The sequence below is a fragment of the Mycobacterium shottsii genome, assembly GCF_010728525.1.
Lineage (GTDB): Bacteria > Actinomycetota > Actinomycetes > Mycobacteriales > Mycobacteriaceae > Mycobacterium > Mycobacterium marinum.
Genome location: NZ_AP022572.1, coordinates 5,179,511 through 5,203,400 on the forward strand (window position 1 = coordinate 5,179,511; position 23,890 = coordinate 5,203,400).

The window sequence follows — 23,890 nt, forward strand, 5'->3', positions numbered from 1 at the left end:
CCGCCTCTCCTGGCAACTTACCGCGGTTGCGGGATTGGCGGCGACGCCGCGGGCCCAGCCAGGCGCCCACAGCGGCTAGGTCAGGTACCCGGGCGGCATCAGCTCGAACATCATCTTGGTCATCCGCACGGCGTATTCCGAGCTGCCACCGCCGACAATTAGCGAGGCGAAAGCCAGGTCACCGCGGTATCCGGCGAACCAGGAATGCGACCCGCCCGGGAATTCGGCTTCACCGGTCTTGCCGAAGACCTCGCCGCACCCGGCGATCTCTTTGGCGGTGCCGTTGGTCACCACCAGGCGCATCATGGGGCGCAGCGCGTCCACCATCTTCGGGCTGATCGGCGCGCCCGCACCCGTCACCTGCGTGGGCCGACCGACGATGAGCTGCGGAACCGGTGTCCTGCCTGCGGCCACGGTGGCCGCCACCAGCGCCATCCCGAAGGGGCTGGCCAGCACCTTGCCCTGGCCGAACCCGTCCTCGGTGCGCTCTGCCAGGTCCACCGTCGGGGGCACCGAACCGGTGACCGTGGTGAGGCCCTCCACTCGATAGTCGAGCCCGATGCCGTAACGAATGGCCGCTTGCGTCAACCCGCGCGGGGGCATCTTGCTGCTCAGTTCCGCGAAGGTGGTGTTGCACGAACTGGCGAACGCGCGTGATAGCGGCACTACGCCGAGATCGAAGCCGCCGTAATTGGGGATCGTGCGATGGCCGATGTCGAGTTCGCCGGGGCAGCCGAGCATGGTGTTGGGGGTGGCCATATCGCGCTCGACGGCCGCACCGGCGGTAACGACCTTGAAGGTCGACCCGGGTGGATACAGGCCGGTGGTGGCAACCGGGCCGTCGGCGTCGGCGTCGGCATTCTGCGCCACCGCCAGGATCTCTCCGGTCGAGGGCTTGATCACCACGATCATCGCCTTGCCGCCCCTGGCGTCCACCGCGCGCTGCGCGGCGTTCTGCACGGCCCGATCCAACGTGATGGTGACCGACGGCGCCGGTGACGGTGCCACCTCATGCAGCACGGCCACGTCCACACCGTTCTGGTTGACGCTGACCACCCGCCAGCCCGCCTCGCCCTCCAGCTCGTCGACCACGGCTTTCTTCACCTCGGTCATGACGACTCCGGCGAAATGATCGTCGGTCGGCAACATCTCGGGCTGGGGCGTGATCACCACACCGGGCAGGTGGCCGATCGCTTCGGCGACCCGACCGCTGTCGTCAGGACGCAGGGTGACCCCCAAGTCCAGCGGGTGTGTCAACGAACTGGCCTGCTCGGCGAGCAGCTGCGGGTCGTTGAGCGTGTCGTTGAAGGGGTGCAGGGCATCAACCGCGGCATGGGCGGTCCCGATCAGGTTGCGGCCGGCCTCGACGGCATCCAGAGCGTAGTGATACACGTAGCCCGGCACGAGTACATCGGTGCCGCCGAGTTCGTTGACCGACGCCCGCCGGGGCGGGTCGGCGCGCAGCGAGAACGTCTGGTGCTCCCCCAGCTTGGGATGCAAGCCGGTGGATACCCAGCGGACCGCCCAGCGCCCCTCATCGCGGGCCATCTTCAACTGGCCGTCATAGGTCCACGTCCGATTCTTGGGAAAGTGCCAGGTGAAGCGGTAGACGACGGTGCCCGTGTCCTCGGCGTACTTCGAGCTGAGGATCTGCGCGTCCAGGTGGGTCGCCTGCAGACCCGCCCACGCGGCGTTGAGCGCTTCCCGGGCTTCGTTGGGGTTGTCGCTGAGCTGGGCCGCGGTCGCGGTATCGCCAACGGCGAGCGCGGCGAAGAATTTCGCGGCAGCCGGCCCCGGGCCCTCGGGGCGGGGCGTGCAGCCTGGCAGCGCCATGCAGCAGACCAACAAAAGGGCTGCGCCAGCTGAGGCCAATGTTGCTCTAGTTACCATCGTTACTGATGTTAAGAACAGTGACTCCAAGGAGGGCGTAGACACACCGAGACCCAACCGCTATGTCGGATCTGGTTGACGCTACGAAGGGGTTTGGTGCAGGAGGCTGCTCAGTCGAGCAGCACTGTGGCGAAGGTGCCGACTTCCTTGAATCCGACGCGCGTGTAGGCGGCGCGGGCGACCGTGTTGAAGTTGTTCACGTACAGGCTGGCGATGCGCCCGCTGCCGACGGTCACTGCGGCAAGCGTGGCGGTTCCCGCGGTACCCAAACCCAGGCCGCGCCGCTCCGGATGAACCCAAACCCCCTGGATCTGCCCGACGGCCGGAGACTGCGACCCCACCTCGGCCTTGAAAATCACCTCACCGTGCTCGAACCGGGCCCACGCCCGCCCGGCCGCGATGAGGCTGGCGACCCGGCGGCGATAACCCCGGCCGCCGTCTCCGAGGCGAGGATCGATGCCCACCTCACCAATGAACATGTCCACGGCAGCCACCAGGTAGGCGTCCAACTCCTCGGGTCGGATCTGGCGTACCTCCGGGTCGATCGCGCAACTGGGGTGGGTGTTGATGGCCATGAGCGGCTGGTGGTCACGCACATCGCGGGCCGGCCCCCAGGCCGACTCCAGGCGCTGCCACATCGGCAGCACCAGATCGGCCCGGCCCACCAGCGACGAACACCGCCGCGCGGTGCTCTTCGCCTCATCGGCGAACGCGTTCAAATCAATCAATTCACCGCGCAGCGGGATCAGGTTGGCGCCGGCGAAGCACAACGACTCATCCACTCCGTCGCGCGTCCACAGTTCCCCGCCAAGCGAATTGGGCTCGATTCCGTAGTCGGCCACCCGCGCGGCGACCATGCACGATTCGACCGGATTCTCGTCGAGCACTCGCCACAATGCGGCAACGTCACGCACCACAGACACCCGTCGCTCGCCGACAAGGCGCATGATGGGCGGAGCCGACATCTCAGATCTCTCTGTGGTGCGAACTGAGGCCAGACAATTCACTGACCCCTATCAGCTTACGGTCACAATAGGCGTACCGCTTGATGTCGTGCCCGGATCCTCGGTTCCCATTTCTGCGGCGATGCGCATCGCCTCCTCGATCAGGGTCTCGACGATCTGCGCTTCGGGCACCGTCTTGATCACTTCGCCCCGCACAAAGATCTGGCCCTTGCCGTTGCCCGAGGCCACTCCCAGGTCAGCCTCACGCGCTTCACCAGGACCGTTGACGACGCACCCCATCACGGCCACCCGCAACGGAACGTCAAGACCGTCCAAGCCGGCGGTGACCTCGTTGGCCAGCGTGTAGACGTCGACCTGAGCGCGTCCGCAGGACGGACAGGACACGATCTCGAGGGACCGTGGTCGCAGATTCAGCGACTCGAGAATCTGGTTGCCGACCTTGACTTCCTCCACGGGTGGGGCCGACAACGACACCCGGATGGTGTCACCGATGCCACGCGAGAGCAGCGCACCGAAAGCGACCGCGGACTTGATGGTGCCCTGAAAGGCCGGACCGGCCTCGGTGACCCCCAGGTGCAGCGGATAGTCACATTGGGCCGCCAGCTGCTCGTAGGCGGCGACCATGATCACCGGGTCGTTGTGCTTGACGCTGATCTTGATGTTGCCGAAACCATGCTCTTCGAACAACGACGCTTCCCACAGGGCAGACTCGACCAGCGCTTCGGGCGTGGCCTTGCCGTACTTCTGCATGAACCGCTTGTCCAGCGAGCCCGCGTTGACCCCGATGCGAATCGGAATGCCAGCCGCCCCGGCCGCCTTGGCGACCTCCCCCAGCCGGCCGTCGAACTCCTTGATGTTGCCCGGATTCACCCGCACGGCAGCGCAAACGGCATCGATGGCGGCAAAGATGTACTTCGGCTGGAAGTGGATGTCGGCGATCACCGGAATCTGGCTGTGCCGGGCTATCTCGGCCAGCGCGTCAGCGTCCTCTTGGCGGGGGCAAGCCACCCGGACGATGTCGCAGCCCGCCGCGGTCAGCTCGGCGATCTGCTGCAGCGTGGCATTGACGTCGTGGGTCTTGGTGGTGCACATCGATTGCACCGAGACCGGGTAATCGCTGCCGACTCCGACATCGCGGACCATCAGCTGACGCGTGGTGCGGCGGGGCGAAAGCGTGGGCGCCGGAGGCTGCGGGATGCCCAGGCCAGTGGTCACTGTGACCCCTTCTTTCTGGTTCTTATTGGAACAACCTGATCGGGTTGACCAAGTCGGCGGTGACGGTCAACAGCATGTATCCGACCACGAAAACCAGCACCACATAGGTCGCTGGCATCAGCTTGAGATAGTTCACCGGCGCCGCGGCCACCTTGCCGCGGGCCGCGCGGATCATGTTGCGGATCTTCTCGAACACCGCGACGGCGATATGGCCGCCGTCGAACGGCAACAGGGGCAGCAGGTTGATGGCCCCGAGGATGAGATTCAACTGGGCCAGGAAGAACCAGAAGGCCACCCACAGCCCGTGGTCGACGGTGTCGCCGCCGATGATGCTGGCGCCGACCACGCTGATCGGCGTCTGCGGGTCACGCTGGCCGCCCCCGATGGCGTGGACCAGCGCGCCGACCTTGGTCGGGATGGCCACCAGCGCCCTGCCCACTTCGACCGTTAGGTCACCAGTGAAGGCGAACGTGGCGGGCAGCGCCGACAGAATCCCGTATTGCGTCGGCCCGGACTGGGCCGCGCCCACCCCGATAGCGCCGACAGTCGCGGGCTCGAGTTGATTGCCCTGCTCGTTGGGAACCCAGCGGCGGGTGGATTCGATGACCACGTTGGCCGTCACCGTGGTTCCGTCGCGTTCGACGACGATCGGCACACTGCCGTGCAGCTTACGAATGGCGGTCGCCATCTCGTCGAAGGTGGAGACCGCGGTGTCGCCGACCTTGACGACGACGTCACCGGCGCGCAGTCCGGCTAGCGCCGCGGGCCCCGGCCCGGTGCACTGCTCCAGTTTTCCTTGAGCCGTTTCCCTTGCGACACAGCCGGTTTCGCCAATGATCACCTGGGTGGGCGGGTGCAGGTTCGGCAGCCCCCAGACCACTGCGATGCCATAGATCAGCACCAGGCAGATAACGAAGTTCATGCCGGGCCCGGCGAACAGGACCGCCACCCGCTTCCAGGTCGCGTGTTTGTACATCGCCCGGTCATGTTCGTCGGGCTCGAGATCCTCGACCGGGGTCATGCCGGCGATGTCACAGAAGCCACCCGCCGGAATGGCCTTGACCCCGTACTCGGTTTCGCCTCGGCGCGTCGACCACAAGGTGGGACCGAAGCCGACGAAATAGCGCCGCACCTTCATTCCGGTCGCGCGCGCTACCCACATGTGGCCGCACTCGTGCAGCGCCACCGATATCAAGATGGCGAGTGCGAAGAGCACAATGCCGACAACGAACATCATCAGCCTCTATCGACCTTTCTCAAGCCAGTCCGGAGACCTTCTCGCATGCGCCGGCCGGGCTTACTTTGGCGATCGCACGCTGTGCCCGCTGCCGCGCCCAACGCTGCGCGTCAAGTACGTCATCCACGTTAGCGGGTGAAACGGCCCATTGGTCGGCAGCGTGCAGCACGTCGGCGATAGTTCCCACGATGGCGGGGAAACTGATCCGGCCGGCGAGGAAGGCCGCTGCCGCTTCTTCGTTAGCCGCGTTGTAGACCGCAGTCATGCACCCGCCGGTCTCGCCGGCGTGGCGAGCCAGCTCGACGGCGGGAAACACCTCGGCATCCAGCAGCTCGAACTCCCACGTCTGAGCCTGACTGAAATCGCAATAACTGGCCGCACCCGGCACCCGGCGCGGCCAGCCCAACGCCAGCGAGATCGGCAATTTCATGTCTGGGGGGCTGGCCTGGGCGATGGTCGAACCGTCGACGAAGGTGACCATGGAATGCACGATCGACTGCGGATGCACGACGACCTCGATGCGCTCGTACGGGATGCCGAACAGTAGGTGGGTTTCGATGAGCTCGAGTCCCTTGTTGACCAGTGAGGCGGAGTTCAGCGTATTCATCGGGCCCATTGACCAGGTCGGATGGGCACCGGCCTGCTCCGGGGTGACCTCCTGAAGGTCGGCCGCCGACCACCCCCGAAACGGCCCACCCGAGGCGGTCAGCACTAGTTTGGCGACTTCGTCGGGGGTGCCTGCGCGCAAGCACTGAGCCAGCGCGGAATGCTCGGAGTCGACCGGCACGATCTGACCGGGTTGCGCGGCCTGCAATACCAGTGGACCGCCGGCAACCAGCGATTCCTTGTTAGCCAAGGCCAGCCTGGCCCCGGATGCCAGCGCGGCCAGCGTCGGCCGCAGGCCCAATGCGCCGACGAGCGCGTTGAGGACGACGTCGGCCTCGGTCTCCTCCACCAGCCGGGTGACAGCGTCGGGCCCCTGGTACGCAATGTCGCCGGCCAGTTGCGCCGCCTGCTCGTCGGCGATCGCAATCTCCGTTACGCCGGTCTCGGCGCGCTGTCGCAGCAGCGTGTCCAGATTGCTGCCCCCGGCAGCCAGCCCGACGACCTCGAAACGGTCCGGATTGGCGGCGATGACTTCCAGCGCCTGGGTGCCGATCGAACCCGTGCTGCCCAGCACTAGCACGCGCAAGCGGCCGTCGGCGGACCCGTCGGTGGCAGTAGTCACTCCATCATTGTGCCCCGACCGACCCCAATGCGGCCCGGCCAGCCCGCCGCTTCGACTAGGTCCTGTCTGCTAATTGCGGACGCGGTGGTAGGTGATGATGGCGGCCAGGGTGACACCGCCGAGGTAGGTCAGGGCGTATTTGTCGTAGCAGGTGGCGACCGCGCGCCAGTGTTTGAGCCGGTTGAAGCTTCGCTCGACGGTGTTGCGGTGCTTGTAGATTCGGCCTGAGAACCCCGGAGGCCGTCCTCTGTTGCGGCCTTTGGCTTTGCGGCGGGTGATCTGGTCGCTGCGCTCGGGGATGGTATGGGCGATCTTGAGCCGGCGCAGCTGTGCCCGCGTCGAGTCATGGGAGTACGCCTTGTCCGCCAGCAGGCGAAACGGGGCGTATGAGTTGCTGCACCGGGCGGCCAGCAATGGCCAAAGCATCGGATTATCACCGGCTTGACCGGCCGACAGTGCCAGGGTGACCGGACTGCACAGCTGGTCGGTCAAGGCGTGGATCTTGGTAGTCAGCCCGCCGCGGGAACGCCCAATGGCGTGGTCATCGGGCTCATCGAGATATTTCTTGTAATTCGACAGATCCCCTGTGCGGCGCCCGGGCGCTCCGGCTGCGTGTTGGTGGGCGCGCACACTGGTCGAATCGACCGACAACAGTGCGCCCAGGTCGGCGTCCTCGGCGTCGAGGTCAGAGGCGATCGCCGCGAAGATCCGCGCGTAGATGCCATCGACCGACCAGCGTAGATGCCTCTCGGCCACCGATTGCCAGGGACCGAAGTGCTCGGGCAGGTCACACCACGGAGATCACGTACGGTAACGCCAGATAATGCCCTCCAGAGTACGTCGATGATCGTTCCACGGCCGGCCACGCCGCCGCCCCGCAGGCAACACCGCCACGATCAGCGACCACAAATCATCAGAAATCGCATGCGTCCGCATCACCCAAACAGCATCAGCCAAAACACCATTCACATTAAGCAGACACGCCCTAGCCATCCAGGACCTCCGCAGTTTCGAATAGTGAACATGGTCACGCTTGCACTCGTCGGCTTCGTCGGAGGTCTGATCACCGGGATCTCGCCGTGCATCCTGCCGGTACTGCCGGTGGTCTTCTTCTCCGGCGCCCAGGGCGGCGCCACGGTAGCCACCACACAGACGGGGGTTAGTACGCCGGACCCGAAGGCCGCGCGTGTCCAGACACGCCCCTATCGGGTGATCGCCGGCCTGGTGCTCAGCTTCTGCCTGGTGACCCTGACGGGTTCGGCGCTGCTGTCGTTGCTGCATCTGCGCCAGGACACCATCCGCTGGGTCGCGCTGGCCGCGCTGGTGGCGATCGGCTTGGGCTTGATCTTTCCGCGACTCGAACAGTGGCTGCAGCGGCCGTTTGCCCGCATCCCGCACAACTCGATCAGTGCTGGCGGCACCGGTTTCGGGCTCGGGTTGGCGCTGGGCGTGCTCTATGTCCCCTGCGCCGGCCCGGTGCTCACCGCCATCATCCTGGCCGGCGCCACCTCGAGAATCGGGCTCAACACCGTCGTGCTCACCTGCGCATTCGCCATCGGAACCGCCTTGCCATTGCTGTTCCTCGCCCTGGCCGGGCGCGAGACGGCAGGGCGGGTGAGCGCGTTTCGTCGCCGCCAGCGCGAGATCCGGATTGGGGCCGGAGTCGTGACGATTCTGCTGGCAGTGGCCCTGGTGCTCAATCTGCCCGCGACTCTGCAACGGGCCATCCCCGACTACACCAGTGCGCTACAGGGCCTACCGGAGCAGATGGGCGGCCCCAACCAGATCGGCACCAACCTGGGCGGCATCGGCGGTCTTGTGACTGACCAAAACGCGCAGCTCTCCAACTGCACCAACGGCGCCGCGCAACCGCAAGACTGTGGCACCGCACCCGACATCACGGGAATCAGCGGCTGGCTCAACACCCCTGAGCACCAACCGATCCGGTTGAGTTCGCTGCGAGGCCGCGTGGTGCTGGTCGATTTCTGGGCGTATTCATGCATCAACTGCCAACGCGCCATCCCCCACGTCGTCGGCTGGTACCGGGCCTACAAAGACAGCGGCCTGGAAGTGATCGGCGTGCACACACCCGAGTACGCGTTCGAAAAGGTGCCGGAAAATGTTGCGGCCGGCGCCGCGGATCTGAACATCACCTACCCGATCGCGCTGGACAACAACTATTCGACCTGGACGAACTACCGCAACGCATACTGGCCCGCCGAGTATCTGATCGATGCCAGTGGCACCGTTCGGCACATCAAGTTCGGCGAGGGTGACTACGCCGGCACGGAGAACCTGATCAGACGGCTACTCACCGACGCCAATCCGGGCGCCAAACTGCCGGCACCGGTGGACGCCGCCGACACCACACCCGCGCTGAGCCTGACCCCCGAGACATATTTCGGCGCGGGCAAAGCGGTCAACTTCGCCGGCAGCGGCTACGACCAGGGTTCGGCGACGTTCAGCTATCCGCTCGCGCTGCCCCCCGACACCTTCGCCCTGCAAGGCCCCTGGTCCCTGGACCACCAGCGGGCCACGGCCGACGGCGACGACTGCCGCATCAAGCTGAACTACCTCGCCAAGAACGTCTATCTGGTGGTCGGTGGCACCGGAACCCTCACCGTGACCGGAGCCGGCAAGTCGACGACGCTGCGGATCGGCGGGGCACCCACCTCGCATCAAATCGTCGCCGGCGACCAAGTGCAGCGAACCACGATAGAAGTGCATCCCAGCAAAGGATTGCAGGTGTATTCATTCACCTACGGATGAATTATTTTTCCCACAACACCGATCCAAAACCGCTGCGGCTCCGAATAACAGTCAGAGATCCACCCGACAACAAAGGAGCCATAGGCAATGAAGTTCCACAACCCAGCAATTGCAGCAACCGGTCTCGCGGCAGCAGCTGCGGTAGGCCTGGTGGTGGCCACCGCTCCGAGCGCGATGGCCAGCCCGCCAGACACGCTGGTCGGCCCCGGATGCAGTGCCTACGCACAGCAAGTGCCGACCGGGCCGGGGTCGGTAGCCGGCATGGCGGCCGAACCGGTCGCGGTGGCGGCGTCGAACAACCCGATGCTCACCACGCTGACCTCGGCGTTGTCCGGCAAGCTCAACCCGCAGGTGAACCTGGTCGACACCCTCAACGGCGGCCAATTAACGGTCTTCGCCCCGACCGATGCCGCGTTCGGCAAGATCGACGCCGCAACGATCGATTCGTTGAAAACCGATGCGCCGCTGCTGAAAAAGATCCTCACCTATCACGTGGTCCCCGGGCAGTTGAGTCCGTCGCAGGTGGTCGGCACCCACAGCACTGTCGAGGGCGCCTCGCTGACCGTCACCGGTTCTGGCAATGACCTACAGGTCGGTGACGCGGCCGTGGTCTGCGGCGGAGTGCAAACCGCCAACGCCGTGGTGTACATGATCGACACCGTGCTGATGCCGCCCAGCTAGCCAGCTAGGCATCACCGGCAGCGGCGACGCATTTCGCTACGGCGGTTCCTCCGGACGGGTAGCACAAAGGTGATGATCCCGGTCTGCGCTTCGGGCAGATGTGCCAGAATGATCGGGTTCGATCCGAAGACGTGCAGTAGCCAATCCCATCCGGAGGAATCGCTGTGGCCAGTACTGAGGTGGAGCCTTTCACCGGCGTCGATATCGCCGAGGTGCCGTCCGCACGCTGGGGATGGAGCCGGATCAATTACCGCACCTGGCACATCACCGGAGCGTGCGCCTTTTTGTTTCTGCTGGCGATGCTGCGCGGCAACCACGTCGGCCATGTCGAAGACTGGTTCCTCATCGGGTTCGCTGTACTGACGTTGGCCGTCCTGGTTCGTGACCTGTGGGGCCGCCGGCGCGGCTGGCTCCGATAGCGGTTTCCCGACCAACTCGGCGCGCGCCGCTTAGCGACGGGCCCGCCGATACCAACTGACGCTGAACGCACCGGCCACCAGCAACGTCAGCGCCACCACCCACGGCCAGATACCGTGCTGGTGGACCCAGCCGGCCAACTCACCTTGGATGCGGCCAGCCGCACCGATCACCCGATCTTGGGGATCGACCAGTAGACCAGAGGTCAACCGCACCTCGTAGTAGCCGTAGTAGCCGACGTAGAGCCCAACTACCACCAGCAACCCACCGCTGATCCGGTTGACCAGCGGCAGCACCCGCCGCAACCGGTCGGCCAGTGCCGAGCTGGCGATCGCCGCGGCAATGGCGAGTGCGCCGACCACCATGGTCAGGCCCGCGATGTAGGCCAGGTAGATTGCCACCGTGCCCAGGATCGAACCGCCCCGCAGGCCCGCCCCGGTTACCGCGAGAAACGGGCCGATGGTGCAGGACAGCGAGGCGACGGCATAGCTGACGCCGTAGCCGTACATGGAGCCCAAGCGGGCCGTTGGCGCCCATCGCGGACCAAACCCGCTGGGGGTCAGCGCGGCCAACTCACGCCCCGACAGCAGCCAGACCCCAAGGCCGACAAGCAGCACACCGATCAGCACGGTCAGGTAGGGCAGGTATCGCTGCACCGTGGAAGCTGCCGAGATGGTCAAAGCGCCAAAGGCACCGAAGACCGTAAGGAAACCGAGCGCCATCCCCATGGTGGCGGCGATGGCTCGGCCAACCGCGCCGATCGGAGAGGCAGCCTCCCCCGACTCGCCGCCATGCTGCCCGCGCACCACCAACAGCAGGTATGCGGGCAGCATCGCGAATCCGCATGGGTTTAGCGCGGCCACCGATCCGGCGGCGAAGGCCAGCGCGACCAGGGCCGAATTCATCGGGGTCGGGGAATCAGGACGTCAGCGCGGCGACACGGTCGGCCAGTTCCTGCTGGGACATGGCCGAGGTGGGGTTGTTGACGAACGTCGAGGAACCGTCGGCCCGATAGAACACCCAGGCCGGCTGCCAGGGCACGTTGTAGCGAGCCCAGATCGCGCCGTCGGCGTCGTTGATGTTGGTGAAGTTCAGCCCGTATTTGGCGACGAAGCCATGCATCGCACCCACGTCCGAATGCGCGGCGATGCCGACGAATGTGACCCCCGGGTTGGCGGCCGCCACCTGGCTGGCGGCGGGGCCCTCGGCGTTGCAGAACGGGCACCACGGCGTCCAGAACCACAACACCGCCGGCTTACCCTGCAGACTGGCCCCGTTGAAGGGCGCGCCGCCCAGCGTCGTCGCGGTGAAATCGAGACGATCATCGGCGGCGCGGGCGCGCGGGGCGGCGATCAGGCCGAGGGTCAGGACAAGCGCGACCATGCTGGCCATCAGGACCGCGGCAAACCAACGATTGCGGGGCGTAGGGCGAACAGTCATAGCAGACCTCACTTACTGGTGTTTGCCTTGATGACGTAATACCCACTGACGCGGTTCATCGCACCCGCTGCAGCTACCCGCCTTCGGCGGCCAGCTGTCCGCAGGCCCAGCCCCAATCGCCCACGCTCCAGCTACCCGCCTTCGGCGGCCAGCTGTCCGCAGGCGGCGCTGATCTCGCGGCCGCGAGTATCCCGGACGGTGCACGAAACCCCCTGTGCACGAACGCGTTTGACAAACTCCCGCTCCACCGGCTTGGGACTCGCATCCCAATCGCTGCCCGGCGTCGGGTTGAGCGGGATCAGGTTGACATGGACCAGAGGCCCCAGCGCGCGATGCAGTCGTTTGCCCAGCAGATCAGCCCGCCGGGGTTGATCATTGACCTCACGGATAAGCGCATACTCGACGGACACCCGACGACCGGTCACCTCAGCGTAGTAGTGGGCGGCTTCGAGGGCTTCGCTGATCTTCCACCTGTTGTTGACCGGCACCAACGTGTCGCGCAATTCGTCGTCGGGCGCATGCAATGACAGCGCCAGCGTGACGCCGATGCGTTCATCGGCAAGCTTGCGGATCACGGGCGCCAGACCCACAGTCGACACCGTCACCGATCGGGCCGAAATGCCAAAGCCCATCGGCGGCGGTTCGGTGATGCGACGTACCGCCGCCAGCACCCGGACGTAATTGGCCAGCGGCTCCCCCATGCCCATGAACACGACATTCGACAGCCGATCACCGAACTCATCGCGCAACGCCGCGGCCGCGGCCCGTACCTGTTCGAGGATCTCTGCCGTCGACAGATTGCGGGTCAGGCCTCCCTGGCCGGTCGCGCAGAAAGGACACGCCATCCCACAGCCTGCCTGCGAGGAGATGCACACCGTGTTGCGCTGCAGGTAGCGCATGAGCACCGATTCGAGGGTGACGCCATCGGTGGCGCGCCATAGCGTCTTTCGCGTCTGGCCCGCATCACAGGTGACCTCTCGCGCCGCCGTCAGCAGGTTCGGGAACATCGTTTCGGCGATCTGCTCACGCACCGCCGCTGGCAGGTCGTTCATCTGACGGGGATCGGCGATCAGCCGACCGTAGTACTGGTGTGCCAGCTGCTTGGCCCTAAATGGCGGCAGGCCGAGCGCGGCCACTGCCGACGCGCGGCCCTCCGCGTCGAAATCGGCAAGGTGCCGCGGCGGCTTCCCGCGACGCGGCTCCTCAAACATCAACTCTTGGGCCATGTGCTCCAGTTTGACATCCGTCCCGCGGCCGCAGCCGGGATTGCGAACCAACCGCGGCTTTCTGCTCCCCCATCGTGGTTCGACCGGCACACGGCCCACCACGCGGGGGTCAGGGGCTTGCGGGGGCGCCGCCGGTCCCGCCGGCGCCGGGCGGACCGGCGTAGCCGGGTGGAGGAGGTTGGCCTGGGCCACCGTTGTAGCCGGGAATGCGTTGTCCGTCAATGGTGCTGGTGCCGCCTCGGCCGCCGGCACCGCCGTAGCCCCCCGTAGCGCCGTTACCAGTGCCGCCGGTGCCACCGTCCCCGCCGTAGCCGCCGACCCCGGCGGTGCCGAGGCCGCCGATACCACCGATCCCACCGGTGCCGGAGGTGCCGGCAAAGGTGCTTCTACCGCCGGTCCCGCCTCGGCCGCCGTCGCCGCCGGTGACCCCGGCGCCACCGATCCCGCCGGTCCCGCCGTCGCCGCTGGCAGCGGCATAGTTATTGGCATCCGCGGCACCGGCCGTGCCTCCGGTCCCGCCGGCGCCACCGACCCCGCCGGTGCCGTAGGTGCTGGAGCCGCCAACACCACCGGTGCCGCCGACCCCGCCGCGCCCGGAGGAGGTAAAGACGACGTTGTGATCGAGGGTGCCGCCGGCGCCACCGGCACCACCAGTCCCGCCATTGCCAGCGACGCCGCCGACTGTGTTGGAGTAGCCGCCGGTCCCGCCATCACCGCCATCTCCGTCGTCACTGCCCAACACCAGCCCGTCCGCGCCGCCACCACCGGCACCGCCGACACCCCCGACACCGCCAGCACCCCCGTCGCCGCCGGCACCGGCCAGCCAGCCGCCCCGCCCCCCAACGCCCCCATCACCGGCACGGCCGCCATCACCACCGGTCTGGCCCGCACCCCGGTGCTCACCGGCACCACCGCCACCCACCACCGCCACCTCCACCCACCACCACCCCCACCCCCTTCCATTCCACTTCCACCCACCATTCCATTTTCCCATCCACCCCGGCCACCCCCCCCCACCGATCCGCCACCGCCGGCCCGTTCACCGCCCCCACGCCCTGCTCAATCACCCTAGCGGCGACAACGTCCCCAACGCGGCCGCCTCAGCCTACATACGCCCGCCCCGGCCCCTAAAGCCCGCGCGAACCGTTGCTCAAACTCCGCCCACTGCCCACACACCGCCTGATACTCGCGACCAAACCCCCCAAACACCGCCGCAATCGCCACCGACACCTCATCACCGGCAGCCGCCGTCACCGACGTCGTCGCCCCGCCGCCGCCGCATTAGCCGCACCCACCACCGACCCAATCCGGGCCGCATCGGTTGCCGCGGCCGCCACCCACTCCGGAACCACACTCACAAACGACACAACACCCACCGCCCATCCACCCAAAGGCCAACAAAAGACCCGACCCGGACCTAACCGGTCCAAACACGCTATATCCGCAGTTCAGCGATGCATCCGTAGAAAAATCAGATCGTCAAAAGTTGAGTAGCCGTCACGACACGCCAGGCTCGCGGCAATCTCACCGCGACTACGCCAACTGCGGCTCCGGTTACCGACAGCGACTCGTTGCATCTCACAATTGAGAAATGCAAATCCGGCCGAGATGAGTTCTATGGCGGATAGAACGCATTTGGAGGGCATGGATCTACCGGAGATGCGTTACGCCTCGAGCAGCTGCCGCATCTTCTCCGAGCCGAACCCGGCTGTCACATCGGGGCTGACTGACTCTGTCAGGTCAACAGTGACATCACGATCCAGGCCGCTACCGCTGACGGCAGAACGCCGTCGAGCCGATCCATCAAACCTCCGTGGCCGGGTAGCAGCCGCCCCATGTCTTTGATGCCGAGGTCACGCTTGACCTGTGACTCCACCAGGTCACCCAGCGTGGTGGTGAGCACGAACAGCACCCCGAGCAGCGCACCCACCCAGGGGGGTTCATGCGCCAGGAATGTCGCCGTGATAGTCGTTGCGACGATCCCGCAAAACAGCGAACCGGCAAAACCTTCCCAGGACTTCTTGGGGCTGATTGTAGGGACCATCGGATGCTTACCGAAAAGCACACCCACGGTGTATCCCCCGACATCGGACGCGATGATCGCGATCATCACGCAGAACACCCATCCGGTGCCGTTGGGTGGGTAGACCAGCATCGCGCCGAAGGAACCGAATAGCACAACCCAAACGGCCAGAAAAACGGTGGTCGAGGTATCGCGCAAATAGGTTCCCGACGCGGGCACCCCGTCGCTGCCAGCACCGTCGTGCGGCCGATTGTCCTGCATGAACAGCCGCCAGAACATGCAAACCACGATCGTGGCCCCGAACCCGGCCAGCACACCGCGAACGCCGTATGGCCAGCTCAGCCAGACGGTTAGCTGTCCACCGATCAGCAGCGGAACAACCGGAATCAGATACCCGGCTTCACGTAGCCGCCGCACCACCTCGTGGGTAGCGACGACCATCGCAAACGCGCAGATCGCGACCCACCCGCGCGGCGCGAACACCAACGTTGCAACCAGGAACAAACCAATGCTGAGGCCCACTGCGATGGCCGCGGGCAGGTCGCGCCCAGCTCGTGATGCCTTTTTTGGCGGCTCTTGCACCGGCTCGTCGGCCGGGGTGCCGGTGGTGGCGTCGGTGTTGGCCACGGACCTAAACGGGCTTAGCTGCTGAGAGGTCGTTAGACCTCCAGCAGCTCGCCTTCCTTATGCTTGACCAGCTCATCGATCTGCGCGACGTACTGGTGGGTGCTCTTGTCGAGGTCCTTTTCCGCACGGGCGACCTCATCCTCGCCGGCCTCGCCGTCCTTGCGGATGCGGTGCAGTTCTTCCATCGCCTTGCGCCGAATGTTGCGCACCGAGACCCGGGCTTCCTCGCTCTTGTGTTTGGCCTGCTTGACCAGGTCGCGCCGACGTTCCTCGGTGAGCTGCGGTACGGCCACTCGGATGATGGTGCCGTCGTTGGTGGGATTCACCCCGAGGTCGGAATTGCGAATTGCCGTCTCAATCGCATGCAACTGATTGGCTTCATACGGCTTGATGACCACCATTCGCGCCTCGGGGACATTGATGCTGGCCAGCTGAGTGATAGGGGTATGGGTGCCGTAGTAGTCGATAACAATCCGTGAGAACATTCCGGGGTTCGCGCGGCCGGTGCGGATTGTCGCCATGTCTTCACGGGCTACCGATACGGCCTTCTCCATTTTCTCTTCTGCATCGAAGAGAGCCTCATCGATCATTGCGCCGCTCCTCCTCATCGCTGCGCCCTGCATCGTCGCAAGCGCGGATCATTGAGTCTTCCTCTTAGGTGGTGACCAGCGTTCCGATTTTCTCACCAGCGACCGCACGGGCGATATTGCCATTGGTCAACAGGTTGAACACCAGAATCGGCATGCCATTGTCCATGCACAGACTGAATGCGGTGGCATCGGCGACCCGCAACCCTCGGTCGATGACCTCCCGATGACTAATCACGGCGAGCAGCTCGGCGTGCGGATTCACTCGCGGATCCTCGGCAAACACCCCGTCGACCGCTTTGGCCATCAGAACCACGTCGGCCCCGATCTCGAGTGCGCGCTGCGCCGCCGTCGTGTCCGTCGAGAAGTAAGGCAACCCCATGCCGGCACCGAAGATCACCACTCGCCCCTTCTCCAGGTGGCGAACGGCGCGCAACGGCAGGTATGGCTCAGCCACCTGGCCCATGGTGATCGCGGTCTGAACTCGGGTAGCTATGCCCTCTTTTTCAAGAAAGTCCTGCAACGCGAGACTGTTCATGACGGTGCCGAGCATTCCCATGTAGTCCGACCGGGTCCGCTCCATACCGCGCTGCTGAAGCTGGGCGCCGCGGAAGAAGTTGCCGCCGCCGATCACGACCGCCACCTGTACGCCACCGCGCACCACTTCGGCGATCTGCCGGGCCACCTGTGCCACCACGTCGGGATCCAGGCCCACCTGACCGCCGCCGAACATTTCGCCACCCAGCTTGAGCAATACTCGCTTGTATTGCGACACCGACCCCGAAACAGGAGCTGCCGGTACGCCGTTGGCGCTTGCCGGCTCCGGCTTCGGAGCCGCCCCACCGGCGACGTCGGACTCCGTCATGAATCTCCTCGCATGAGAGTGCCATCCCGGCAACCACCCGGAACGGCCTCTCATATCCTGCCTCATCGCACTGCTCCGGGGTAGCCGGGGTGTCCGCTCATATCCAACGGCACCAAAAAGGTGCCCGGTGTCAGGTCGCGGACACCGGCGCAGCGATGTTTGAACGGCGGGGGCCCCGGGAATCCGCCATCGAGCGCGGGCCGTTGACCCCAACCGCGGCGCCCCGCCGGGGACCAAGCAGGCTTCAAGCAGGCTTGTTGGAAAGGTGGGCCCGGTCCGGACACGGATCGGGCCCACCGACTTGTTCTGGACTGTCGTGCATGCCACCGGCACGCGGGAGCGGACTAGGGCGTGTCTGCTTAATGTGAATGGTGTTTTGGCTGATGCTGTTTGGGTGATGCGGACGCATGCGATTTCTGATGATTTGTGGTCGCTGATCGTGGCGGTGTTGCCTGCGGGGCGGCGGCGTGGCCGGCCGTGGAACGATCATCGACGTACTCTGGAGGGCATTATCTGGCGTTACCGTACGGGATCTCCGTGGTGTGACCTGCCCGAGCACTTCGGTCCCTGGCAATCGGTGGCCGAGAGGCATCTACGCTGGTCGGTCGATGGCATCTACGCGCGGATCTTCGCGGCGATCGCCTCTGACCTCGACGCCGAGGACGCCGACCTGGGCGCACTGTTGTCGGTCGATTCGACCAGTGTGCGCGCCCACCAACACGCAGCCGGAGCGCGCTCCGGGCGCCGCACAGGGGGATCTGTCGAATTACAAGAAATATCTCGATGAGCCCGATGACCACGCCATTGGGCGTTCCCGCGGCGGGCTGACTACCAAGATCCACGCCTTGACCGACCAGCTGTGCAGTCCGGTCACCCTGGCACTGTCGGCCGGTCAAGCCGGTGATAATCCGATGCTTTGGCCACTGCTGGCCGCCCGGTGCAGCAACTCATACGCCCCGTATCACCTGCTGGCGGACAAGGCGTACTCCCATGACTCGACGCGGGCACAGCTGCGCCGGCTCAAGATCGCCCATACCATCCCCGAGCGCAGCGACCAGATCACCCGCCGCAAAGCCAAAGGCCGCAACAGAGGACGGCCTCCGGGGTTCTCAGGCCGAATCTACAAGCACCGCAACACCGTCGAGCGAAGCTTCAACCGGCTCAAACACTGGCGCGCGGTCGCCACCTGCTACGACAAATACGCCCTGACCTACCTCGGCGGTGTCACCCTGGCCGCCATCATCACCTACCACCGCGTCCGCAATTAGCAGACAGGACCTAGTTGCGGCCGAAAAGGGGTACCCAGTGCTGCGCCGTGAGACATCTCCCCGGGAGATGCATGCGGACCGGGGTGGCCGGAACCCCGCGAGGGGTTGGGAGATGTTTTTTGAGAGTCCTCTTGCTCAGCAATGCCGCTGACTTCGAATCGACTCTGCCGACGTTGAAGTCGTTCGCATCGGTAATACAACACGCGCGGCTAGACGCTGCCGGCCCACCGGATTGGGCCGGCCCAGATGTCGCGATGATCGACGCGCGCTCCGACCTGGCAACTGCCCGCAGCGCCTGCCGGCGGCTGACCGCCAACGCGCCGTCTGTTGCGGTGGTTGCAGTTGTCGCCGCGGCCGACTTCGTCGACATCGACATCGATTGGCACTTCGACGACGTCTTGCTGGCGGCGGCCGGCGCGGCCGAGCTGCGAGCCCGGCTGCGGCTGGCGGTCACGCGTCGCCGCCGGGCCCGCAAAGGCACCCTGGAGTTCGGCGACCTCGCCATTCACCCGGACAGTTGCACGGTCACCATGGCCGGCGAAGCCCTAGGCCTGACACTCACCGAATTTCGGCTGTTCCACTTTCTCGTCCGCCACGCCGGACAAGCCTTCACCCGCACGCGGCTCATGCATGAAGTCTGGGGCTACGACTGCAACGGACGGGCCCGCACCGTCGACGTTCATGTGCGGCGACTGCGCGCCAGGCTGGGAGCAGACCACGAATCGATGGTCGATACCGTGCGGGGCGTGGGCTATATGGCGGTAACGCCACCGCTGCCCCGATGGACCGCCCGACAACCCGTACTCAGCCCGGGTTCGGGGCCAGAGCCGCAAGACATTTCGGTGCCGACCGAACAGGTCCTCGTCCGCTGATCACCCGAACAGGGGCAGAGTGCGCTTGCGCGCCAACGCGTCCATCCCGTGTTGGATGCTGCCCTCAACCTGGTGGTAGATGTCGTCGATGTACGCGTCGTCATCGGTGAGGTCGGGATCGTGGTCAAGATCGATCGCGGGCATGAACCGGGTGCGGATCTTGGCCGGCAACGGCAGCTGGGGCAGGGCAGCTGGCGCGATCCCCCATGGCAGTGAGATCGCCAGCGGGAACACCTTCAAGCGCAGCAGCCGGTCAAGGTGTAGCACCCGCGACAGACGGTCCCCACGGATCAGAACCGGCATCGCGTCCGCCCCGCCGACGGTCGCAATCGGCACGATCGGTACTCCGGCACGAATCGCCATCTTCACGAATCCCTTGCGCCCGGCCAGGTTGGCACAGTCGCGCTCGGTCCACGGACGCAATGAATCCACCTCGCCGCCCGGCCACAACGCCACGTCGCGGCCCTCGGCCAACGCCGTGGCGATCGCGTCCGGAGCGGCGGGGAGCACTCCCATAGACCGGAAGTAGCGCCCAATACCCGGAATCGCCATCAGCGCATCGTGAGCCGTACCGTGCAGCGGACGCTCCGGGCCGAACCGCCGCCACCACTGCAGTCCCACCGTCCACGCATCCCAGACAAAGGGAGCACCCGAGTGAATGCCGATCAGCAGTGCCGGCGAATCCGGGATGTTTTCCCAGCCGTCGATCTCCATGCGAAACCAGTAGTCGACCAACAGATTCCAGAAAAACTTCTGCCGCTGTAGGGTGGCCTCGTCTTGGCCATCTAGGTCCCACCGCCCCGCTCGTTGCGCCACCCAACAGCTGAGTCCGCCGTCGCGGCGCTCACGCTTGTCATCCATCGCCACTCTCGCCCGCTCGGCATGGCGCTGAGCTTGTCGCCGTAGCGGTTCCGGCCTGGGGTCGGTTGCACTCGTGTCGGTTGCGCTCATGGCGAAGGAGTACCCGTTCGCCAGACCCACGACTCAGCCATTCGAACGGATTTCGACGGCCCAAACAACCCTCCCCGCGCCAGATGACGCGGGGAGGATGTCGGCTAGCGGTGCGCAATCAGACGTTGCTGGTCCAGATGAGAACGTCTTGCACGCCGTCGTTGTACACAACGCCATTAGGCGGTGGGCCGGTCACATCGAAGTACAGGACGCCACTTTGGCTGTTGCCCTGAAGGATCGGTGCGGGATTGAGGCCACCGGGTGCCGGGACTTCGTTGACCACTCCGTAGGTGTCACCGTTGGCCGCGCGGGCGTTGAAGCTCGACACCAGCGGGGTGATCGTTCCGGTCACGGACCGAGCCGTGACGTCGGCCGAGTAGAGCTGTCCCTGAGGTAGGTAGCCCGGAATTGTGACATCGCTGAGCTGCAGGTTACCGACCGTGTAGGAGGTGACCATGGGCCCGTCGACGAGCCGTTCGCTGGTCCCGAAGCCTTGAATAGTCGGTGGCGCGGCCGACGCTGACGCTGCGCCGAAAACGCTTGCCGCCGCAATGGCCGCAGCCCCCACAGCCGTCTTCATGGTGGTAGCAACGAACTCCACGGTTATCCCCTCTCTCTCGTGTCGTTCAAGCAGTCCGCCCCGCCATGGGGACCAACCGCTTTCCACTGGGTTTCCGGGTGCCGCCGGACCCAAACACCGATAACCCGTGAATTGTTTTTCCACACCGATCTAGCTGCGGGGACTGTGCATTTTCAGTTTGTTTCCTTTGACACTGCAGCATCATTGGCATCAGCTCTTACAGCGGCATCAATTGCCGGCCTTTGCTGAACCAAGCTATTGCCCGAGCCCATCGCAGCGATGTCTTGCGCTGCTGGGCAAGCCCATCAACCGTGCTGGTTCGCGACCGCCTTCCGCGCGATATGTCAGGATGGTTGACATGGGTCAAGCCGAAGAAGCCCCGCTAGGGTTCCTGCTCTACCGGGCCGCAGCGGTGCTGCGGCCAGAGGTTTCTACCGCACTGAACCCCCTGGGGCTGACGTTGCCGGAATTCGTCTGTCTACGCATACTCTCGGCGTCACCCGGCCTGTCCAGCGCCGAGTTGGCCCGACACACCAATGTCACACCGCAGGCGATGAACACGGTGCTGCGCAAATTGGAAGAGCTCGGCGCGGTATCGCGCCCAGCATCAGTGCCCTCCGGTCGCGCCCTGCCGGCCACCTTGACCGCACCCGGGCGGGCCCTGTTGAAGGGCGCGGAGATCGTCGTGCGCGGCGCCGATGACCGCATCCTGGCCAAGCTGACCCCAGCTGAGCAGCGTGAGTTCAAACGGATGCTGGAGATGCTGGGCACCGAATAGCGAGCACGTCCACATTCACCCGGGTACGTGGATGCGCGCGAAAGGCTGCGCTTCCTCCAATTCGTAGGCCAGCTCGAGCAGGCGGGCTTCGCGGCCGATGTCAGCCGTGAGTATCATGCCCACCGGCAACCCATCCGAGGATTGGGCCAGCGGTAGCGAAATCGCCGGGTCACCGGTGACGTTCTGCAACGGGGTAAAGGTGACCCACTTGCGCAGCCGCTCGATGACCTGGTGGTAGTCAGTGGGCGAAAGGTAGCCGACCTGCGGCGGCGGGTCCGCGAGGGTAGGCGTGAGTACCACGTCATAGCGTTGGAAGAACCGCTCTGTGTGCCGCCGCAGCGTACGCAACCGGGCCACCGCCGTGGGTAAGCGGTGCACATTGCGGTTGGCGTGGCGAGCCAACCCGAGTGTCAAACTGTCCAACCGGTTGCGATCGAACGACTTACCGAAAGAATAGCGGCCGGTAAGCACCTGCGCGGTGGCCAAGAAGCCCCAGTACAAGATGAAGTCATCGGGCAAGGACTCCGGTACCGGAACCTCTTCGACATATTCGACCCGGTGCCCAAGTTCCTCGAGAAGCCCGGCGGTCTTCAATGTCAGTTCCCGCATCTCGGTGCCGCATTCACCGTCGACCGAGCGAGTCACCACCGCGATCTTGAGCCGCTCGGTGCCGGGCCGGGTGACGTCCCCGATGGGTGGCAATCCACTCGGCCGCCAGCTGCGCTCGACCTCGCGGTAGATGGCAGCGGTGTCACGCACCGACCGGGTCAGCACACCATTGGCGACGATGACCAGTGGCAGTCGGCGCAATTGCGAATTCAATGGCAGCCGACCGCGCGACGGCTTGAGCCCGACGAGGCCGTTACAGGATGCCGGAATTCGGATCGAACCCCCGCCGTCGTTGGCATGCGCGATCGGCACCACGCCCGCGGCCACCAACGCCCCCGATCCCGACGAAGAGGCGCCCGCGGTGTGGTCGGTATTCCACGGATTACGGACCGGGCCCAACCGGGGATGCTCGGCCGCGGCGCAGAAGCCGAACTCCGACATCTGCGTCTTACCCAACGCGATCAATCCGGTAGACAGCAGTTCTCGGGCAATCTCGCTGTCGGTGCCGGCCCGACGGGGCACCCACGCGTCAGTGCCCCGCATCGTCGGCAGGCCACTGACGTCGACGTTGTCCTTGATATAACTCGGCACCCCGCCGAAGAAGCCGCGCCCCGACCCGCGCCCGTGCTGCTGAGCCGCGTCTCGCGCCCGGTCAAAATCGGCGTGCGCTACGCCGTTGAGCCGGGCGTTGACCGCTTCGGTCCGCGCGACGGCGGCCTCGACAACCTCGACCGCACCAAACTGGCCGGACCGGATGGCATCGGCTAGGCCGACAGCGTCAAGGTCACCGAGGACGTCGTCACCGAAAGCGTGGACACGGACCATACGGTCAACGGTAGCCCAAGCTAGGCCTGGCCCACCTCGAACCGGACGAACTGCGTGACCGTCACACCAGCGTCGTCGAGCAGAGCCTTGACGCTCTTCTTGCTGTCGGACACCGAGGGCTGTTCGAGCAGCACCGCGTCCTTGAAGAAGCCGTTGAGCCGGCCCTCGACGATCTTGGGCAGCGCCTGCTCGGGCTTGCCCTCTTCCTTTGCGGTCTCCTCGGCGATACGGCGCTCGCTGGCCACCAGGTCTTCGGGCACGTCCTCGCGCGAGAGGTAGCGCGCCTTGAGCGCGGCGATTTGCAGTGCCACCGCATGCGCCGCTTCGGCACCGGCACCGGTGTACTCGACCAGCACCCCGACCGCCGGCGGCAGGTCAGCCGCCCGACGGTGCAGGTAGGTCTCGACCGTGCCGCCGAAGATCGCGACGCGACGCAGTTCCAGCTTCTCGCCGATCTTGGCCGAGAGCGCCCCGATGGCCTCCTCGACCGTCTGACCGCCGATGCTGGCCACCTTGAGCGCGTCAACATCAGCGGCCTTCGACGCCACCGCCGCAGCGACGATGTCGTCGGCAAGCTTCTGGAACTCCGCATTCTTGGCGACGAAGTCCGTCTCGCAGTTCAGCTCGATGAGCGCGCCATCCTTGGCGGCAACCAGACCCTCGGCGGTCGCACGCTCGGCGCGCTTGCCGACGTCCTTGGCACCCTTGATCCGCAGCGCCTCGACGGCCTTGTCGAAGTCTCCGTCGCTTTCGGCGAGCGCGTTCTTACACGCGAGCATGCCAGCACCGGTCAGCTCCCGAAGTCGCTTGACATCGGCAGCGGTGAAGTTCGCCATT

21 protein-coding genes and 3 pseudogenes are annotated in these 23,890 nt (G+C 65.6%); 6 read left to right on the forward strand and 18 right to left on the reverse strand.

Annotated features, from left to right (window positions below; genetic code table 11):
• Positions 1–75 precede the first annotated feature (75 nt).
• The 6 genes and pseudogenes from G6N41_RS24025 to G6N41_RS24050 all read right to left on the reverse strand — a co-directional run bounded on the left by G6N41_RS24025 (position 76) and on the right by G6N41_RS24050 (position 7,474).
• On the reverse strand, positions 76–1,890 hold the full coding sequence (locus tag G6N41_RS24025) for a penicillin-binding transpeptidase domain-containing protein (RefSeq protein ID WP_198965872.1): 1,815 nt from the start codon (positions 1,888–1,890) through the stop codon (positions 76–78).
• Positions 1,891–2,000: 110 nt separating this feature from the next.
• Positions 2,001–2,855, reverse strand: coding sequence for a GNAT family N-acetyltransferase (locus G6N41_RS24030; RefSeq protein ID WP_198965873.1), 855 nt, complete (start codon positions 2,853–2,855; stop codon positions 2,001–2,003).
• 51 nt (positions 2,856–2,906) lie between these two features.
• Positions 2,907–4,070, reverse strand: coding sequence for a flavodoxin-dependent (E)-4-hydroxy-3-methylbut-2-enyl-diphosphate synthase (ispG, locus tag G6N41_RS24035; RefSeq protein WP_198965874.1), 1,164 nt, complete (start codon positions 4,068–4,070; stop codon positions 2,907–2,909).
• Between the two features lie 22 nt (positions 4,071–4,092).
• Complete coding sequence (locus G6N41_RS24040) at positions 4,093–5,307, reverse strand: M50 family metallopeptidase (protein WP_198965875.1); 1,215 nt, start codon at positions 5,305–5,307, stop codon at positions 4,093–4,095.
• Positions 5,308–5,326: 19 nt separating this feature from the next.
• Complete coding sequence (gene dxr, locus G6N41_RS24045; RefSeq protein ID WP_198965876.1) at positions 5,327–6,535, reverse strand: 1-deoxy-D-xylulose-5-phosphate reductoisomerase; 1,209 nt, start codon at positions 6,533–6,535, stop codon at positions 5,327–5,329.
• A 69-nt stretch (positions 6,536–6,604) separates the two neighbouring features.
• A pseudogene (locus tag G6N41_RS24050) lies at positions 6,605–7,474 on the reverse strand (IS5 family transposase).
• Between the two features lie 84 nt (positions 7,475–7,558).
• Here G6N41_RS24050 and G6N41_RS24055 point away from each other — a divergent pair.
• The 3 genes from G6N41_RS24055 (at position 7,559) to G6N41_RS24065 (ending at position 10,404) form a co-directional block, all read left to right on the forward strand.
• Complete coding sequence (locus G6N41_RS24055; RefSeq protein WP_198965877.1) at positions 7,559–9,304, forward strand: cytochrome c biogenesis protein DipZ; 1,746 nt, start codon at positions 7,559–7,561, stop codon at positions 9,302–9,304.
• Between the two features lie 87 nt (positions 9,305–9,391).
• Entirely contained in the window at positions 9,392–9,985 is a 594-nt protein-coding gene (locus G6N41_RS24060) for a fasciclin domain-containing protein (RefSeq protein ID WP_198965878.1), read from the forward strand.
• A 164-nt stretch (positions 9,986–10,149) separates the two neighbouring features.
• Complete coding sequence (locus tag G6N41_RS24065; RefSeq protein ID WP_020728281.1) at positions 10,150–10,404, forward strand: DUF2631 domain-containing protein; 255 nt, start codon at positions 10,150–10,152, stop codon at positions 10,402–10,404.
• A gap of 30 nt (positions 10,405–10,434) precedes the next feature.
• Here G6N41_RS24065 and G6N41_RS24070 read toward each other — a convergent pair whose 3' ends face one another.
• From G6N41_RS24070 to pyrH, 8 genes and pseudogenes are all read right to left on the reverse strand, one after another.
• Positions 10,435–11,307, reverse strand: coding sequence for a cytochrome c biogenesis CcdA family protein (locus G6N41_RS24070; RefSeq protein ID WP_198965879.1), 873 nt, complete (start codon positions 11,305–11,307; stop codon positions 10,435–10,437).
• Positions 11,308–11,320: 13 nt separating this feature from the next.
• Entirely contained in the window at positions 11,321–11,842 is a 522-nt protein-coding gene (locus tag G6N41_RS24075) for a protein disulfide oxidoreductase (RefSeq protein WP_198965880.1), read from the reverse strand.
• 131 nt (positions 11,843–11,973) lie between these two features.
• The gene (rlmN, locus tag G6N41_RS24080) at positions 11,974–13,068 is read right to left on the reverse strand and encodes a 23S rRNA (adenine(2503)-C(2))-methyltransferase RlmN (RefSeq protein WP_198967997.1); all 1,095 of its coding nucleotides are present in this window, start codon (positions 13,066–13,068) and stop codon (positions 11,974–11,976) included.
• 109 nt (positions 13,069–13,177) lie between these two features.
• Entirely contained in the window at positions 13,178–14,005 is an 828-nt protein-coding gene (locus G6N41_RS29655) for a hypothetical protein (protein ID WP_265338843.1), read from the reverse strand.
• Between the two features lie 131 nt (positions 14,006–14,136).
• Positions 14,137–14,444, reverse strand: a pseudogene (locus G6N41_RS30180) (PE family protein).
• Between the two features lie 359 nt (positions 14,445–14,803).
• Positions 14,804–15,718, reverse strand: coding sequence for a phosphatidate cytidylyltransferase (locus G6N41_RS24090; RefSeq protein WP_198965881.1), 915 nt, complete (start codon positions 15,716–15,718; stop codon positions 14,804–14,806).
• Positions 15,719–15,750: 32 nt separating this feature from the next.
• Positions 15,751–16,308, reverse strand: a complete 558-nt coding sequence (gene frr / locus G6N41_RS24095; protein ID WP_198965882.1) for a ribosome recycling factor — start codon at positions 16,306–16,308, stop codon at positions 15,751–15,753.
• A gap of 64 nt (positions 16,309–16,372) precedes the next feature.
• The gene (gene pyrH / locus G6N41_RS24100) at positions 16,373–17,170 is read right to left on the reverse strand and encodes a UMP kinase (RefSeq protein ID WP_012393624.1); all 798 of its coding nucleotides are present in this window, start codon (positions 17,168–17,170) and stop codon (positions 16,373–16,375) included.
• Positions 17,171–17,564: 394 nt separating this feature from the next.
• On the opposite strand from pyrH, the pseudogene G6N41_RS24105 reads away from it, so the two are divergent.
• Positions 17,565–18,438: pseudogene (locus G6N41_RS24105) on the forward strand (IS5 family transposase).
• A 71-nt stretch (positions 18,439–18,509) separates the two neighbouring features.
• Complete coding sequence (locus G6N41_RS24110; RefSeq protein WP_231608694.1) at positions 18,510–19,310, forward strand: winged helix-turn-helix domain-containing protein; 801 nt, start codon at positions 18,510–18,512, stop codon at positions 19,308–19,310.
• Here G6N41_RS24110 and G6N41_RS24115 read toward each other — a convergent pair whose 3' ends face one another.
• Both G6N41_RS24115 and G6N41_RS24120 read right to left on the reverse strand, forming a co-directional pair.
• Positions 19,311–20,261: a lysophospholipid acyltransferase family protein gene (locus G6N41_RS24115; protein ID WP_198965884.1), complete on the reverse strand. Its 951-nt coding sequence runs from the start codon at positions 20,259–20,261 to the stop codon at positions 19,311–19,313.
• A gap of 118 nt (positions 20,262–20,379) precedes the next feature.
• Positions 20,380–20,862 carry an MPT63 family protein gene (locus G6N41_RS24120; RefSeq protein WP_020728272.1) on the reverse strand — a complete coding sequence of 161 codons (483 nt, stop codon included), beginning with the start codon at positions 20,860–20,862 and terminating at the stop codon, positions 20,380–20,382.
• Between the two features lie 337 nt (positions 20,863–21,199).
• On the opposite strand from G6N41_RS24120, the gene G6N41_RS24125 reads away from it, so the two are divergent.
• Complete coding sequence (locus G6N41_RS24125) at positions 21,200–21,619, forward strand: MarR family winged helix-turn-helix transcriptional regulator (protein WP_198965885.1); 420 nt, start codon at positions 21,200–21,202, stop codon at positions 21,617–21,619.
• A 15-nt stretch (positions 21,620–21,634) separates the two neighbouring features.
• Here G6N41_RS24125 and G6N41_RS24130 read toward each other — a convergent pair whose 3' ends face one another.
• Both G6N41_RS24130 and tsf read right to left on the reverse strand, forming a co-directional pair.
• Complete coding sequence (locus G6N41_RS24130) at positions 21,635–23,053, reverse strand: amidase (RefSeq protein ID WP_198965886.1); 1,419 nt, start codon at positions 23,051–23,053, stop codon at positions 21,635–21,637.
• Positions 23,054–23,073: 20 nt separating this feature from the next.
• Positions 23,074–23,889, reverse strand: coding sequence for a translation elongation factor Ts (gene tsf, locus G6N41_RS24135; protein WP_134427346.1), 816 nt, complete (start codon positions 23,887–23,889; stop codon positions 23,074–23,076).
• Between the last annotated feature and the right edge of the window lies 1 nt (position 23,890).

Bases quoted from the DNA above. Each gene is read 5' to 3' on its own strand.
- G6N41_RS24025 (WP_198965872.1), bottom strand. From the start codon at position 1,890: ATGGTAACTAGAGCAACATTGGCCTCAGCTGGCGCAGCCCTTTTGTTG.
- G6N41_RS24030 (WP_198965873.1), bottom strand. From the start codon at position 2,855: ATGTCGGCTCCGCCCATCATGCGCCTTGTCGGCGAGCGACGGGTGTCT.
- G6N41_RS24040 (WP_198965875.1), bottom strand. From the start codon at position 5,307: ATGATGTTCGTTGTCGGCATTGTGCTCTTCGCACTCGCCATCTTGATA.
- G6N41_RS24055 (WP_198965877.1), top strand. From the start codon at position 7,559: ATGGTCACGCTTGCACTCGTCGGCTTCGTCGGAGGTCTGATCACCGGG.
- G6N41_RS24060 (WP_198965878.1), top strand. From the start codon at position 9,392: ATGAAGTTCCACAACCCAGCAATTGCAGCAACCGGTCTCGCGGCAGCA.
- G6N41_RS24070 (WP_198965879.1), bottom strand. From the start codon at position 11,307: ATGAATTCGGCCCTGGTCGCGCTGGCCTTCGCCGCCGGATCGGTGGCC.
- G6N41_RS24075 (WP_198965880.1), bottom strand. From the start codon at position 11,842: ATGACTGTTCGCCCTACGCCCCGCAATCGTTGGTTTGCCGCGGTCCTG.
- rlmN (WP_198967997.1), bottom strand. From the start codon at position 13,068: ATGGCCCAAGAGTTGATGTTTGAGGAGCCGCGTCGCGGGAAGCCGCCG.
- frr (WP_198965882.1), bottom strand. From the start codon at position 16,308: ATGATCGATGAGGCTCTCTTCGATGCAGAAGAGAAAATGGAGAAGGCC.
- pyrH (WP_012393624.1), bottom strand. From the start codon at position 17,170: ATGACGGAGTCCGACGTCGCCGGTGGGGCGGCTCCGAAGCCGGAGCCG.
- G6N41_RS24110 (WP_231608694.1), top strand. From the start codon at position 18,510: ATGCGGACCGGGGTGGCCGGAACCCCGCGAGGGGTTGGGAGATGTTTT.
- G6N41_RS24115 (WP_198965884.1), bottom strand. From the start codon at position 20,261: ATGAGCGCAACCGACACGAGTGCAACCGACCCCAGGCCGGAACCGCTA.
- G6N41_RS24125 (WP_198965885.1), top strand. From the start codon at position 21,200: ATGGGTCAAGCCGAAGAAGCCCCGCTAGGGTTCCTGCTCTACCGGGCC.
- G6N41_RS24130 (WP_198965886.1), bottom strand. From the start codon at position 23,053: ATGGTCCGTGTCCACGCTTTCGGTGACGACGTCCTCGGTGACCTTGAC.
- tsf (WP_134427346.1), bottom strand. From the start codon at position 23,889: ATGGCGAACTTCACCGCTGCCGATGTCAAGCGACTTCGGGAGCTGACC.